This is a genomic window from Pseudoduganella lutea, from assembly GCF_004209755.1.
GTDB lineage: Bacteria > Pseudomonadota > Gammaproteobacteria > Burkholderiales > Burkholderiaceae_D > Rugamonas > Rugamonas lutea.
Genome location: NZ_CP035913.1, coordinates 2,364,695 through 2,379,731, shown reverse-complemented (window position 1 = coordinate 2,379,731; position 15,037 = coordinate 2,364,695). Strand labels below are relative to the sequence as shown.

Here is a 15,037-nt window from a genome sequence, read left to right as displayed (position 1 = left end):
GGCAGCTCAACGCATTTGCTCAACCTTCCGGTTCGATCGACGGCTCGATCGTGATCTCGGTCTTCAGCGAGTTCGCGATGTAGCACTTGTCGTGCGCCTCGTGGTGGATGGCGGCGATCTCCTCTTCGCCCGGCCAGCCGCCGCCGGCAAACACGATCTCCGGGCGCAGCGTGATGTTCGTCATCGCCATCCTGCCGTTGCCGTCCTTCTCCAGCAGGCCGACCGCGTTGTCGACGTAGCTTTCCACCACGTGGCCCCGCCTGGCCGCGATCGACAGGAAGAACAGCATGTGGCAGCTGGCCGCCGCCGCGACCAGCGCCTCTTCCGGGTCGACGTTGTCCGCCACCGACATCGGCAACGGCACCGATGCCGGCGACGACGACGCCGGCACGTGCAGGCCGCCATCGAAACTCCATTCGTGGGCGCGGCTGTATTTGTGGTCCAGGAAGGGCTGGCCGTTGCGCTGCCATTCCAGTCGTGCTTCGAATTGCATGGGGTCCTCCGCTCGGGTTGTCATGGGAAGAGTGTAGCGCGCCAAGCGGCCGACATCGTGCCCGGGTGCTCCCTATAATGCCGGGCTGGTCGCCGCAAGCGGCCATCACTGGAGGACTTATGCAACTGTATCTGACGGCGGGCTTCATCCTGCTGATCGTCATCTGGGGCGTGCTCGCGCCCGAGACCATGGCCGCGCAATTCGACATGCTGCTGGCCGCCATCACCCGCAATTTCGGTTGGCTGTACCTGTGGCTCGTGCTTGGCCTCGTGCTGTTCGCCCTGTTCCTTGCGTTCAGCCGCTACGGCGACCTGAAGCTGGGAGGCGAGGATGAAACGCCCGAGTTTTCCACGAGGAGCTGGTTCTCGATGCTGTTCGCGGCCGGCATGGGCATCGGCCTCGTGTTCTGGGGCGTGGCCGAGCCGATTTCCCATTTCAACGTGGCGCCGCCGCCCGGCATCAGGCCAGGCACGCCGGAAGCGGCCAACGCCGCCATGCGCCATGCGCTGTTCCACTGGGGCGTGCATCCGTGGGCGGTGTACAGCATCGTCGCGCTGGCGATCGCGTTCTTCCTGTACCGCCGCGACGGCCGCTCGCTGATCAGCACCGTCACCGATGCGCTGCCGTGGCACTGGCCGAAGCGGCTCGGCGGCTTGTTCAACGCACTGGCCGTGATCGCCACCGCGTTCGGCGTGGCCGCGTCGCTCGGCATGGGCGCACTGCAGATCAACAGCGGGCTGACATCCGTGTTCGGCCTGCCGAACACGCAGGTATCGCAGGTAGCCATCATCGTCATCGCCACCGCGCTGTTCATCACGTCGGCCGTGAGCGGCGTGGACAAGGGCGTGCGCCTGCTGTCGAACGCCAACATGATCCTGGCCGCGCTGCTGGCGCTTGCCGTATTCCTTCTCGGACCAACCATCGTCATCGTCGACACGCTGACCAATACGGTGGGGACCTATCTGTCCGAATTCGTTCGTATGAGCCTGCGCATGACACCGTTCCGCGACACCAACTGGGTGGGCGGCTGGACCATCTTCTACTGGGCCTGGTGGGTATCGTGGTCGCCGTTCGTGGGCCTGTTCATCGCCCGCGTGTCGCGCGGGCGCACGGTCCGCGAATTCATCATCGGCACCGTGGCAGCGCCGTCGCTGGCGGCGTTCCTGTGGTTCTCGATCTTCGGCGGCACCGCGCTGTACCTGGAAGTGTGGCAGCACGTGCCGCTGTCCGAGGCGGTGAAGGCCGATGTGTCGACGGCGCTGTTCCAGATGTTCGAGGCGCTGCCCGGTGGCGCCGCGATGTCGGCCGTGGCCACCCTGCTGGTACTGGTGTTCTTCGTCACGTCCGGCGATTCGGCGGTGCTGGTGCTGAGCATGATGAGCACGGGTGGCAACCCGGAGCCTGCCGCGCGCGTGAAGGTGATCTGGGGCGTGCTGATCGCCGGCATCGCCCTCAGCCTGCTGCTGGCCGGCGGCCTGAAGGCGGTGCAGACGGCGACCATCGTGTTCGCGCTGCCGTTCACGGTGGTGATCGTGCTGATGGCATGGTCGCTATGGCTCGCGGTGCGGCACGACTGGGACGAGGAACAGCGCCGCGAGCGGGAGCTCAAGCGCAGGCTGCGGCAGATGGCGGGGCAGTAGCTGGCTTTATACTGGCGCTCTTTCATCATCGAGACCCGCCATGAGCGATCCTGTCCGCTGCACCTGGGCCAACCCCGCCAACCCCCGCTACATCGCCTATCACGACGAGGAGTGGGGCGTGCCGTGCCACGACGAGCGCCAGCTGTTCGAGATGCTGAACCTGGAAGGCGCGCAAGCCGGCCTGTCGTGGGAAACCATCCTGAACAAGCGCGACACATACCGGGCCGCGTTCGATGGCTGGGACCCCGCCATCATCGCCGCCTACGGGCCGGACAAGGTGGCCGAACTGCTGGCCAACCCGGGCATCGTGCGCAACCGCCTGAAGGTGGCGGCCGCCATCACGAACGCGCAAGCATACCTGCGCCTGCGGGAAGAGGGCCTGACGCTCGACGGCTACCTGTGGGCCTGGGTGGACGGCAAGCCGATCCGCAACCACATCGCCACCCCCGCCGACCGCGCGGCGAAGACAGCGCTCTCCGACGGCATCTCGAAGGACCTGGCGAAACGGGGCTTCAAGTTCGTCGGCTCCACGATCGTGTATGCGTACCTGCAGGGCATCGGCATCGTCAACGACCACGATGCCGCATGTTTCCGGCACGCGGAGTGCTCCAAGCTTACGGAAGGCAGGCCTTGACTGACCGGGTCATCCTCGACCTCGCGTTCGACGAGGCGCGCCTGGCCGCGGCCCGCGCGGCGGGCGGCACGCTGCACTACATCGTGGTGGCGGCGGCATTGCCGGCCGTGCCCCCGGTGCTGGCCGAATGCTGGCCGCTCGCGCTGCCAGGCATGCACCGCCTCGAGCTCGACGGTGGCCGCACTGTCGTCGACATCGTGCTCGGCGATCCGGAAGCACTGCTCCTCGACATCACGGCACGGGTCGATGAATTCCATGCGCCATCGGCGCAGGCGCCGCTGCGCGCGCTGGCCCGTCTCGCGGTGCCCGGCGCGCTGCTTGTGACGGTGCCAGGAGACGAAGCGTGGAAACGCAGCCTGCGCGCCGCCGGTTTTTCGTGGGATGCCGACACCGCACCGCTGCAGGCGCGCTACACGAGCCGCAAGCCGCAGCCGTCACGGCCCGCGCCGCCGGTGCGCAGCGCCGTCGTCATCGGCGCCGGCGTGGCGGGTGCCGCGGCGTGCGAGCGCCTGTGCGCGCATGGCTGGGACGTGACGCTGGTGGAACGGCACGACGGGCCGGCACAGGAGGCGTCCGGCAACCGCGCCGGCATCTTCATGCCGCTGCTGTCGCGCGACGACAATATCCCCACGCGCCTGACGCGCGCGGCGTACCTGCATGCGCTGCGCCGCTGGCAGGCGCTGGGCGGCATGGCGACCGATGGCAGCGCGCCGATCCTCGGCCAGCAATGCGGCGTGCTGCAACTGGCGCGCGATGCGCAGCACGCGGCGTTGCAGAAGGAAGTGGCCGAAGCGTGGCGCTATCCCGTCGAGTATGTGCGCTGGCTCGATGCGGCGCAGGCGTCCGCGTTGCTCGGCTCCGCCACGCCGCATGGCGCCTGGCTGTTTCCGCAGGGCGGCTGGGCCAATCCGGCATCCGTGTGCCGGGCCATGCTGGCCGCGTGCGGCGGCCGGTTGCAGCGCGTGTTCCATGCGCAGGCGCTGTCGCTGGAACGCAAGGGCGACGGCTGGCTGGTGCGCGGCGCCGACGTGGACACGGGGCATGATCGTGTGCTGGCCGAAGGCGCGCACGTGATCGTCGCCAACGGCGCCGGGGCGATGGCACTGTCCCAGACGGCGCCGCTGCCGCTGTATACGATGCGGGGGCAGGTCACGCACCTGGCCGCGGACACGTTCGCGGCGCCGCCGATGGTGGTGTGCCGCGAGGCCTACCTGACACCGGCAATGGAAGGCATCGCCAGTGTCGGTGCCACCTACGATCGCACGTCGGACCGTGAAGCCGACCGCGCGCTGTGGCCCGCCAGCCAGCAGGAAAACCTGGCGCGGGCGCGCGAGATCCTCGGTGCCGGCCGCGTGCCGGAAGCCCCGGCGCTGGCGGGCCGCGTGGGCTTGCGCTGCATGGCGCCGGACCGCCTGCCACTGGTGGGCACGCTGCCGGACCATGCGGCGCCCGGCCAGCCCGAGCGGCTGCGCGACGTGCCCCGTCACCCGGGCTTGCATGCGCTGCTCGGCTATGCGTCGCGCGGGCTGATCTGGGCGCCGCTGGCGGCAGAGTTGCTGGTTTGCCAGCTTGAAGGACTGTCATCGCCGATCGAGGCCTCGCTGGCGGGTGCCCTCGATCCTGGCCGGTTCCTGCTCAAATCCCGTCGCAAAACTGTCGTAATCGCGCCATAACGCCGCCATAAACCGTGGATTCATGCGGCTTCGCCGGTATAATTGCCCTACTGAAACTTTTGCGGGGTAATGATGGAAGATCGAGGGGGCTCGCCCGAGCTGTTCGTGTTCCTGGCTTCCACGGTGCACGACATGAAGAATTCGCTCAGCGTGCTGGGCGGAACGCTGGAAAGCCTGCTGGTCAAGCAAGAGGCCAGGCAGGGCGTCGGGCAGGGTGTCGGGCAGGACGCCGCGCACGATGCCTCGTACCCGCAGATGGCCCACATGCTGTACCAGACGCGCCGGCTGTCCGACAACCTCATGCAGCTGCTGGCGCTGTACAAGGAAGTGGGCAAGCCCACGTATCCCTTCGAGCCCGTGACGGTGCCGCTGGGCGAACTGGTGCACCAGGTGGCCAGCCAGTCGCGCGTGCTGCTCGAAGCCAAGGAGATCCGGCTCGACCTGGATTTCCCGCCCGAGCTGCTGTGGACGCTGGACGAGGATCTCGTCATCGGCGTGCTGTGCCACGCGATCAACAACGCGGTGCGCTACACGCGCGACCGCATCCGCCTGGCGATCGCCGAACACGACGGCATGCTGGAGTTCCGCGTCGAGGATAACGGCATGGGCTTCCCGCCATCGATGATCGAAGCGGGGGCCGCGGTGGGGCAGGGCGTGAACTTCCTGACCAACAGCAGCGGCCTCGGGCTGTTCTTCGCCAGCGAAGTGGCCAAGATGCACCGGCGGCGCCAGCGCGGCGGCGCCGTGCGCCTGGAAAACGGCGGCCCGCTGGATGGCGGCTGTTTCGTGCTGACGCTGCCCTGACGGTGTCACCATGGCCGGCACCTACATTACCGCCAGCGGCGCTCCGGTGCCCGAGATCTCCGGCGTGGACTGGAGCGAGAAGCGCTACCTGATCGTCGACGATTTCGTCGGCATCCGGCAGCTGCTGCGTGAATCGCTGCGCAATATCGGCGCCCGCCACATCGACCAGGCGTCGAGCGGCGGCGAGGCGATGACGCTGCTCGGGCGCATGCACTACGACGTGGTGCTGTGCGACTTCAACCTGGGCGAAGGCAAGAACGGCCAGCAGGTGCTGGAAGAAGCGCGCGTGCGCAACCTGATGGTGCCCAGCAGCGTGTGGCTGATGGTCTCGGCGGAAAAAAGCGTGGAAGCGGTGATGGGCGCGGCCGAGCACCAGCCGGATGCCTACATCATCAAGCCGATCACCGAGGGCGTGCTGCTGACGCGCCTGAACCGCGTGTGGCACAAGAAGCAGGTCTTCCACGGGATCGACGCTGCCTACATCGACAAGGATTACCTGCGCGCGGCGCGGCTGTGCGACGAGCAGATCGCGCGCCATCCTGTGCACGAGATCGACCTGATGCGGATGAAGGCCACGCTGCTGCTGAAGGCGGGGGAGCCCGACAAGGCGCGCGTGGTGTACGAGAAGCTGCTCGAAGAACGCGAATACAACTGGGCCCGCGCGGGGCTCGGCAAGATCCGCCTGGCCAACGGCGACCACGAAGCGGCGCTGCAGATGTTCCAGGGCGTGATCGCCGAGAACCGCTTCTACATCGACGCCTACGACCAGCTGGCGGCCGCGCTGGAATTGCTGGGCCGGCACGAAGATGCCTGCGGCGTGCTGGAAAGGGCGGCCAAACTGTCGCCCAATTCGGTGCCGCGCCAGCGCAGCCTGGGCAATGCCGCGCTGCGCATCGGCAATGTGCAGCTGGCCGAGCATGCGTTCCGCAAGTGCCTGGCGATCGGCGAATACTCGATCCGGCGCACCGTCGATGCCTACCTGGGCATGGCCCGCGTGTGCGGCATGAAGAACGACACAAAGGAAGCACTGCGGCTGCTGGCCGTCGCGCAGCGCGATTTCCCCGGCGATCTCGTGGAGCTGCGCAGCAAGGTCACCGAGGGCCTCGTCTATCACGAGAGCGGCGATTTCCGCAGGGCGCGCAAGTCGGGCGACCAGCTCGAAGCCATGCTGGAAGGGGAAAGCAGGCGCCCGCACACGGCCACCTGCATCGAGATGGCCACGCTGCTGTTCGCGGTGGGCGTCAAGGAAGCGCCAGTGGAACTGCTGTGCCACGTGGTGCGCAACAACCATGACAACGCCGTGCTGCTCGACGAAGTGCAGAAGATCTTCGACAAGGCGCGCATGGGCGAGGAAGGCGCTGAACTGATCGCCGCGGCCCGCAAGGAAGCGGCGGAAATGATGAACGAGGGCGTGCTGTTGTGGAAAACCGGCCGGCTCGCCGAGGCGGTGGCATGGATGCGCGCATCGCGCGAACGCCTGCCGGACAATATGCGCATCCTGTTCAATTCCGCGCAGATGCTGATCACCCACATGCAGCAGCAGGGCTACGACGAAGAGCTGATGATCGAGGCCAACGGTGTGCTGATGCACGTGGATTCGCTGGCGCCGGGGCAGCAGCGGTTCGCGCAACTCGTCGAACAGCTGCAGGAACTGATCCCGCGGCGCGACGCGCCGGCTGCCGGCGGCGTGGACGATCCGGCCGGCACCATGGAAGACGCCGCCGGCGGGAAGGCCGCGCCGGCGGCGTAGCGCCTATTCCTTCTTCGACAGCGGCTTGCGCGCGGATGGCTTGCGGGCCGCGCCGGCCGTATCGGGTTTCGTTTCCGGTTCCGCTTCCGCCGCACCTTGCGCCTGCGCCCCCGGGGCACCGTCGCTGGCACGATCCGGCGCGGGCGCCGGCTTCACGTCCGCCGTCATCGCCGTGTTGACCGCCTGCGTGAACTGCTCCTGCAGCATGTTCCACCAGATGGCGGGGTTGGCCATCTGCGCGGCTGCCGCCGCGGCCAGGTCGGGCTTTGGTGGCGCTGCCTCGGCCGGTTTCGCCTCCGCCTTCACTTCCGGCTTTGCCTCGGGCTTTGCTTCAGGCCGCGGCGGCGCGGGCGGTGCCGGCTTCGGCGTGGCCCGTGCCGGTTCCTGGTGCCCGAAGAACGCGGCGGCGTAGGGATTGGCTTCGAACAGCGACTTTTCCGGGCGCCCCGGCTTCTGCTGCATCGAGTCGGCCAGGCTCTGGCCCATCGACTTCAATGTGGCAATCGTCCCGCGCTGCACTTCCAGTGCCTGGATACTGCTGCGCAGCATCGTGCCGTTCAGGTTCAGCCATGCTTCCACGGCTTTCAGGTCATTGATCTTCTTGTCCAGTTCATCCAGCGACAGCGTGGGCGTGGTGAGGCCGGGCACGCCCATGCTGCCCCACAGCGATTTCACGAAATCCAGCGTGTCCGTCATGACGGCAGCGCCGGGAATGTTTGGCATTTGCGGTGTGCTCATGGCATGTCTCCGAGACTTGGGTGGGTACGTTCGGGCCTTAGCGTAGCAGATTTGACACCATCGCCGGCAAAAACCGGAACGGTTTACACTAGGGCCATGACGATCGCTTCCTTTTTTTCACGGCAGCGCCGCGCACTGGCAATGTGCGCGGCCACGTTGGCGCTGCATTACGTGACGATCGACTGGCTCACGGCGCGCATCGGCACGGCCGGTGCGCCGGAGGAACCGGTACCGATGCCGATGAAGGTGAGCGCCCAGTTGCGGCCCGCGCTGCCGGTGCGCACGGCAACCGTGCAGCGGCAGGCGGGCACGCCGGCACCTGCCCGGCCGCGCTCCCCCGATCGTGCGCCATCACGGATCGCCGTCCCTGCCGATCCGCTTCCCGAGCCCTTGCCGGAGCCGGTGGCCGAGCCGCTGCCGGCCACCGTCGCGGCACCCGTGCCGGTGGACTTGCTCGCCGCACCGCAGCAAGCCGGCGCTGCGCCACCGGCACCCGCAGTAGAATCACCAGCCGGGCCGCCGGCCGCCCCCGCCGAGCCGATGGCGGGCCGGCGCTTCCGTGTCGACCTGCCGCCCACCGCCAGCTTCGAGCTGGACGTCAAACGCACCGATGCGGATGGCACGCAATGGAGCGGCAGCGCGGACATGCGCTGGCAGACCGATGGCAGCACGTACAAGGTGGGCCTGGAAGTCGGCGTTAGCATGCTGGTCGCGCGCGTGGGCCTGCTGGAGCTGGCCAGCGAAGGCACGATCGACGATGCCGGCATCGCCCCGCGCAAGATGACGGAAAAGCGGCGCAGCCGCTCGATGACGGCCACGCACTTCGACCACGAGGGCAAGCGCATCACGTTCTCGGCCAGCACGGCCGCGGTGCCGATGGTGCCCGGCGCGCAGGACAAGGCCACGGTGCCGTTCCAGCTGGCCGCCATCGGCCGCGGCGACGTCAACCAGTTCGGCAGCGATATCGATATCCAGGTGGGCGAAGACCGGGAAGCCACCGTGTACCGCTTCGTGCTGGTGGGCGAAGAGGAACTGGAAACAAGGATGGGCCGGCTCGTGACGTGGCGCCTGGCGCGCCCGCCGCGGCCCGGCAGCTACAACGCGCGGCTCGATATCTGGCTGGCGCCCGGCCTGGACTGGTACCCTGTGCAGATCCGCAATACGGAACGCAGCGGCGCCGTGACGACGCAGACCGTCACGAAGATCCTGCGGCCGGCTGGCTGAAAAAGGAAAAACATGAAACACATGCTGCACCGTGCCGCACAGGCAACGTCGTTCATCACGGCCTCGGTCATCACGGCGTCATTCATTGCGGCGTCGTTCACGCTGGCCGGCCCGGCCGCCGCCCAGGACGACCGGCCGGCCGCGAAGTACAAGTTCGACCTGCCGCCTTCCGCGGAGCTGACCTATACCGTGAAGGCCAGCAGCCATGGCATCCCGCTGTCCGGCAGCGGCACCATCGCGTGGCAGCAGGGCGGCGGCAAGTACTCGCTCGTGACGGAAGCGCGCTCCGGCATGTTCGGCAAGGTGCTCGAGTACCGCAGCGAAGGCACGATCGATGCGTGGGGCCTGGCGCCGGACACGTACTATGAAAAGCGCCTGCGCAAGGGGGCCGGCACCACGACCTTCGACCGCGGCGCGCAGGCGATCGACCTGGCCGACAGCGACAACACGGTGCCGATCCACGGCGGCGAACAGGACCGCAGCAGCGCTCCCTGGCAACTGGCCGCCATTGCCCGCGCCGCGCCGAAGAAATTCGTTCCCGGCTCGGAATGGAAGTTCTACGTGGTGGGCCGGCGCAGCGCCGAAACCTGGACCTTCAAGGTGGTCGGCACCGACACGATCAGGACCGGCGCCGGCGAACTGAAGGCCGTCCACTTCAGCAAGGCGCCGCCGAAAGGCAAGGGCCAGCAGGTCGACCTGTGGCTGGCCCCGTCGCTGGAATGGTATCCGGTACGCCTCGTGTTCATGGAAGAAGACGGTGATTCCTTCGAGCAACTCCTCGACAAGGTGACCAAAAAGTAATCGCCAGCAAAACTGGGGACGTACCCCTGTTTTAAGGCAACATCGAAACTGGGGTCAGACCCCTGTTTTAAGGCAACATCATGCAAGGATCGGCAGAGAATCGGGGCGGCCCCTGTTTTTCAGGCAATATTTCCTGGAAACCAGGGTACGTCCCCAGTTTTGCAAACGGTTAATTTGCTAGCTGGAACTGGTATACTCACGTCCCCGCCTGAGTTCGCAAGCCATCGAGGTTTAAGCAGCAGGGCGCCCAGAACCCCGGAGCGCGATGAGTATGACCGCACATGCGACAGCCAGCGCAGCCTTGGCTGCCGAGAACAATCCCAATGAGCAGGAACAGGCACTGCAGGCGCATTTCCAGCCGAACGTGTCCGTCGATGAGATCGAGCAGGTTTTCCACCTGAAGCGCGCGCAGCCGCTGCTGCAGGTGTTTACCGCGCTGTTCCACGGCGGCTTCGAGAGCGTGCTGGTGCGCCTGCTGGTGCTGCGCGAACTGGCCAACGACGCCACCGTTTCCGCGTTTTCCCGCGCCGACATCAACACGCGCCTGGCCTACCTGCTGCCGGAAAGCCTGGAAACGGTGCTGATGCGCCTGCGCACGAACGGCCTGCTGGCCTGGGATGCGCAGCAGGGCGTCTACCGCGTGACGCCGATGGCGCGCAACGTGCTCTCGTCGATCGATGGCCTGCTGACGCTCGGCCAGCAGGACGACGATGCCGGCATGAGCTTCCTGCTGTCGCAGGTGGCCGGTGCGCAGGCCGTGGGCGGCGTGACCAGCGAACAGCTGCAGCACCTGCTGGGCCGCCTGACCGACCTGACGGAGGAATTCCGCGACGCCATCGCTTCCGGTTCCGAATTCCAGTTGCGCGAATCGCAGGCCAAATGGCACACGGCGTGCGACTGGGTGGAGAAGGGCTCCGAGATCCTGCGCGCCATCACCAGCGACGAGAACGCCGACGCGGCCACCCATCGCGCCGCCCAGGCGATCGGCCGCGCCCAGAGTTCGCTGCTGAACATGCAGGGCATGTTCTCGCGCGCGCTGAACCAGATCGAGCGGCAGCGCGTGCACCTGGGGCAGTCCGGGCTGTCGACCACCGACATCAAGCGCTGGCTGCTGGCGCACCAGGACCTGGCCTCGCTGGCCGAGGATGCGATCGAGCAGCCGGTCAAGCCGCTGTTCATCACGCCGGCCGAGATGATCGACGTGGCGGAAACGGAACTGCTGGCCGAGCGCGTGGCCGTTGCCGTTTCCGGCCTGCCGTCCGGCGAGGATGCGCCGCTGACCGTGAATGAAGACCAGGTGATGCAGCGCGAGCTGGACGACTGGCTGGCGCGCCTGTCCGATTTCGCCACGCTGAACAATTTCCCCAGCATCGCGGACGAGTCGCCGAAGGACATCAAGGTGCACGAAGCGCTGCTGCCGGCCAGTTTCGCGGTGGCGTCGTACCGCGCGTCGATGCTGCCGCTGCTGGGCGACGAAGGCGAGGCGAGCCTTCAGGGCGCCACGGCCGAACTGGCACGCCTGCCGCTGCAGTTCGCGCCCACCGACATGATGGTGCAACTGGACGACATGGAGGTGGCCGCCATGACACTGGCGAACCTCTCCCTCGATTTGAAAGACAACGGCAAGGCCGCGAGCTGACTATGAATGACGATTCCCAAATCCTGATCGCGCGCCTGCTGACGCATCAGACCCTGCGCCGCGACGACAAGCTGGTGAAGCGCGCGCTGTCCGACGAGCTGTTCCGCCAGGAGGTCGACGCGCGGCTGCTCGCCACCGGCCTGAAACTGCTGGACAACGTGTACGCCGACCACGTGACGCTGGCGCTGCACCGCGCGATCGAGCCGAAGATCTTCGGTGCGCGCGATACGTGGCAGAACAATAACTTCGGCCTCGCGCGCGACGGCGTGGCGCTGCTCGTCGTGCTGTGGGCGCTGATCATCCTGCCCAAGCGCGAGCGCCAGGAGACCCACCAGCACGCGGACGATAACCAGGACGACATGTTCGGCAGCGAAAAGCCGGTGCCGCGCGCGGAAGACACGTCGATCGGCATCCCGTACAAGGCGCTGCTGGCCGACTTCGGCGACAAGCTGGGCAAGAAGACGCGCATGGACATGAACCTGGGCATCCTGTCGAAGCTGGGCTTCATCGAACGGCGCGGCGACATCCTCGTGGAAGGCCCGCTGCTCGACCTGCTGATGGATACCGACCTGCTGAAGGAACGCATCATCAGCGGTGCGCTGGCCGACGTGTTCAAGCGCGCACCCGCGCAGGTCGTGCACATTCCGCGCGCCGTGCTGGCCGCCGCCAGCAGTGCCGGTAACGGCAGCGCCAACGACGAAGCGGCCGACCCGGCCGCCGACGACGAAGTGGCCGCCGCCATCCGCGACGCCGCCGCCTCCGCCGGCAATACCAACGACACCGAGAACCGGAGCTGACGCATGTTTCACATCAAATCGCTGGAACTGGTCCACTGGGATTACTGGCAGCGCATCAAGAACATTCCGCTGGACGCCAAGATCATCACGATCGCCGGCCAGAACGGCTCCGGCAAGACCACGCTGCTCGACGCGCTGCGCACGCTGTTCGGCCTCGACTGCTCGATGGGCCGCACCTACAAGCACTATGCGCGGCACTCGGGCCAGCAAAACGCCTGGCTGCGCGCCGTCGTCGACAACCGGGCCCAGGGCCGGCAACTGTCGAACCGCCCGTTCCGCTCCAGCGGCTTCTTCTCCGAGGATGAAGTCACGCTGTTCTGCCAGATCCAGAAGAATGGCGGCGACTGGAAGCGCCAGTACCTGATGCGCCCGGGGAATGTCGAGATCGAGGAAGTGACGGAAGCGAACGACTGGCTCGGCGTGGAAAACTACCGCAAGCGCCTCGCCAATGCCGGCCTGTCGCCGGCGATGGCGAAGGTGCTGGCGCTGGAGCAGGGCGAAACCGACAAGCTGTGCGAATACGCGCCGCGCCAGCTGCTGGACCTGGTGTTCCAGGTGTTCGGCGACAAGGAAGTGCTCGACGCCTACGACGAGGCCAAGCGCCACCAGCGCGATACCGAGGAAGAGCTGAAGCGCTTCGAGGCGGAACTGGATGGGTCGCGCGCGAACCTGGAAGGCCTGCGCCTGCGCGTGGCCAACTACCACCAGTGGGAAACGCTGCACAAGGAACGCCGCAACCTGCAGGAAGAAGTGCTGCCCACGCTGGAATACCACGAGGCGCGCGAGAAGGCCAACAATATCGGCCGCCAACTGCGCGAGGCGAAGAAGCCGCTGGCGCAGGTGGACCAGCAGATCGCGGACAAGCGCCGCGAGGTGGAACGGCAGGCATTGCTGCTGCAGGAAGCGCAGCAGCAGGAAACGGTGCTCGAGCAGGAGTCGACGGTGCTGCAGACACGCCTGTCGGCGCTGAACGCCAAGCTCAAGCCGCTGGACAGCCTGATCGAACAGAAGTCCCGCCTGCAAAAACTCGCCGCCGAAGCCGGTGCCGACATTGCCGACGTGGCCAAGCAGCTGGAAGAGAAGGAAGCGGAACTGGCGCGCCTGCGCGCGGCACGCGACACGGTATCGTCGCGCATCGCGGCCGACAAGGCCACCATCTCCGCCTTGCAGGGCAAGACGGCGATGCCGGAGCCGGACAACGTGCGGCAGATGCGCCGCGTGCTGCGCGATGCGAACATCCCGCATGCGATGCTGTCCGATATCGTCGAAGTGACGGATCCGAAATGGCAGGGCGCCGTCGAGGGCGTGCTGGGCGGCTATGCCTCGGTGGTGCTGCTGGAAAACGCCTCCGATGCGGCGGCGGCCTACCGCCTGGCCGAGAAGGAGCGTTATCGCCACTTCATCGTGCCCGAATGCGTCAAGGCGCACGAGCCGAAGAACGACAGTCTGCTGTCGGTGGTGCGCTTCACCGCGCGTGCGCCGGAATGGCTGATCGAACAGCTGTCGCGCATCACCCGCGTGGATTCGGTGGAGCAGGGCGCAAAGCTCGGCAATATCGAGGAATGGATCACGCCGGACGCGTACCACAAGGAACGCCGCGGCGGCCGCTCGCTGTTCGTGGAAGTGTCGCGCTACCGCTTCGGTTCCGCCGGCCGCACGCAGCGCCAGGAAGCCATTGCCCGCAACCTGCCGTCGCTGGAAGCGGAAGAAGACAAGTTCACGCTGCAGATCAGCAAGCTGGCCTCCGAAACCAGTGCGCTGAAGGCACGCGTGGCCGGTGTCGACGCGGTGAAGGAACTCTCGGCCCGCGCCGACGAATTCGACGAAGCCGCGCGCGCTTCCGTGCCGCTGCGCTCCGAGCGCCTGGAAGTGGGTTCGCGCCTGGGCGAGCTGCAAGGCCTGATGAAGAACGCGACCGTCGCGCGCACGCGTGCCGACGGTGCATGGAATGGCGCGCGCATGGCGCTCTCCGAAGCGGAAGCGGGCATGCGCCTGAACTACAAGCGCCAGCTCGACCAGCGCTCCGACCACGCCCGCGCCCTGCTGGCGCTGCGCCGGCAATGGAAGCACCTGCCGGCCGGCTGGCGCCGCCCGGCACGCCGCCAGGCGGTGGTGGCGCAGCACGTCAACGCGCACCAGGTCGACCTGCGCATCGCCAGCCTGCAGGCCAGCCTGGCGCGCGACGACTGGGAACTCGATGCGACCGTCATCGACCAGTACGCGCGGCTGAACGAGCAGCTCTCGTCGCGCAAGAGCGAGACGGAAGAGCGCCGCTACCAGAACAACCGCGCGATCGAAGCCACCGGCAATGCCCGCGGCGCCTACATCGAGCGGCTGCGCTACACGATCAAGCAGTACACGAAGAACATCAAGGAACTGGGCGAACTGGCCAAGATCGAAGTCAGCGCCGACCCCGTCAAGCTCGAGAACGACGACCTGCTGCTGGCCCAGGCCGGCCTGCACGTGCGCTTCAAGTTCGACGGCAAGGGCGTGATCGGCATGAACGACGGTGAGGCATCCGGCGGCCAGCAGGTGATGAAGTCGCTGGTGCTGCTGATCGGCCTGTTGAAGTCCGACGAAGGCTCCGGCGGCTTCGTGTTCATCGACGAACCGTTCGCCCACCTGGACATCCGCAACATCCAGCTGGTCGGCGAATTCCTGAAGAACACCGACGCCCAGTACCTGATGACGACCCCGCTGACGCACAACACGGACGTCTACGACCCTTCCGAACTCACGCTCATCACGAGCAAGAAAAAGAAGGACACGCAGTGGGCGCAACCGATCTTCGTGCTGCAACGCAAAAAGCCCGACGACAAAGCCGCTGCCTGACGCCAATGTTTC

Annotated in this window: 12 protein-coding genes; 10 read left to right on the top strand and 2 right to left on the bottom strand. The window is 66.9% G+C overall.

Annotation, left to right across the window (positions count from 1 at the left end):
• Window positions 1–19: 19 nt before the first annotated feature.
• Entirely contained in the window at window positions 20–493 is a 474-nt protein-coding gene (locus EWM63_RS10005) for an OsmC family protein (protein ID WP_130186382.1), read from the bottom strand.
• A gap of 119 nt (window positions 494–612) precedes the next feature.
• Here EWM63_RS10005 and EWM63_RS10000 point away from each other — a divergent pair, with 119 nt between their 5' ends.
• The 5 genes from EWM63_RS10000 (at window position 613) to EWM63_RS09980 (ending at window position 6,994) form a co-directional block, all read left to right on the top strand.
• The gene (locus tag EWM63_RS10000) at window positions 613–2,133 is read left to right on the top strand and encodes a BCCT family transporter (protein ID WP_130186381.1); all 1,521 of its coding nucleotides are present in this window, start codon (window positions 613–615) and stop codon (window positions 2,131–2,133) included.
• 40 nt (window positions 2,134–2,173) lie between these two features.
• Entirely contained in the window at window positions 2,174–2,767 is a 594-nt protein-coding gene (locus EWM63_RS09995) for a DNA-3-methyladenine glycosylase I (RefSeq protein ID WP_130186380.1), read from the top strand.
• Window positions 2,764–4,440 (top strand): FAD-dependent 5-carboxymethylaminomethyl-2-thiouridine(34) oxidoreductase MnmC1, encoded by a 1,677-nt coding sequence (mnmC1, locus tag EWM63_RS09990; protein ID WP_229487844.1) that lies wholly within the window; start codon window positions 2,764–2,766, stop codon window positions 4,438–4,440. Before EWM63_RS09995 ends, mnmC1 begins: the two co-directional genes overlap by 4 nt.
• Before the next feature lie 72 nt (window positions 4,441–4,512).
• The gene (locus EWM63_RS09985) at window positions 4,513–5,244 is read left to right on the top strand and encodes a sensor histidine kinase (protein ID WP_130190303.1); all 732 of its coding nucleotides are present in this window, start codon (window positions 4,513–4,515) and stop codon (window positions 5,242–5,244) included.
• Window positions 5,245–5,254: 10 nt separating this feature from the next.
• Window positions 5,255–6,994 carry a tetratricopeptide repeat-containing response regulator gene (locus EWM63_RS09980; RefSeq protein WP_130186378.1) on the top strand — a complete coding sequence of 580 codons (1,740 nt, stop codon included), beginning with the start codon at window positions 5,255–5,257 and terminating at the stop codon, window positions 6,992–6,994.
• A 3-nt stretch (window positions 6,995–6,997) separates the two neighbouring features.
• On the opposite strand, the gene EWM63_RS09975 is transcribed toward EWM63_RS09980, so the two are convergent.
• Window positions 6,998–7,732: a PhaM family polyhydroxyalkanoate granule multifunctional regulatory protein gene (locus EWM63_RS09975; RefSeq protein WP_229487842.1), complete on the bottom strand. Its 735-nt coding sequence runs from the start codon at window positions 7,730–7,732 to the stop codon at window positions 6,998–7,000.
• Window positions 7,733–7,828: 96 nt separating this feature from the next.
• Here EWM63_RS09975 and EWM63_RS09970 point away from each other — a divergent pair, with 96 nt between their 5' ends.
• From EWM63_RS09970 to EWM63_RS09950, 5 genes are all read left to right on the top strand, one after another.
• Window positions 7,829–8,956, top strand: a complete 1,128-nt coding sequence (locus EWM63_RS09970) for a DUF3108 domain-containing protein (RefSeq protein WP_130186377.1) — start codon at window positions 7,829–7,831, stop codon at window positions 8,954–8,956.
• Window positions 8,957–8,968: 12 nt separating this feature from the next.
• Window positions 8,969–9,757: a DUF3108 domain-containing protein gene (locus EWM63_RS09965; protein WP_229487841.1), complete on the top strand. Its 789-nt coding sequence runs from the start codon at window positions 8,969–8,971 to the stop codon at window positions 9,755–9,757.
• A gap of 271 nt (window positions 9,758–10,028) precedes the next feature.
• Window positions 10,029–11,396, top strand: coding sequence for a hypothetical protein (locus EWM63_RS09960; RefSeq protein WP_130190300.1), 1,368 nt, complete (start codon window positions 10,029–10,031; stop codon window positions 11,394–11,396).
• A 2-nt stretch (window positions 11,397–11,398) separates the two neighbouring features.
• The gene (locus EWM63_RS09955; protein WP_229487839.1) at window positions 11,399–12,193 is read left to right on the top strand and encodes a hypothetical protein; all 795 of its coding nucleotides are present in this window, start codon (window positions 11,399–11,401) and stop codon (window positions 12,191–12,193) included.
• Window positions 12,194–12,196: 3 nt separating this feature from the next.
• On the top strand, window positions 12,197–15,025 hold the full coding sequence (locus EWM63_RS09950) for an AAA family ATPase (protein WP_130186376.1): 2,829 nt from the start codon (window positions 12,197–12,199) through the stop codon (window positions 15,023–15,025).
• Window positions 15,026–15,037 lie beyond the last annotated feature (12 nt).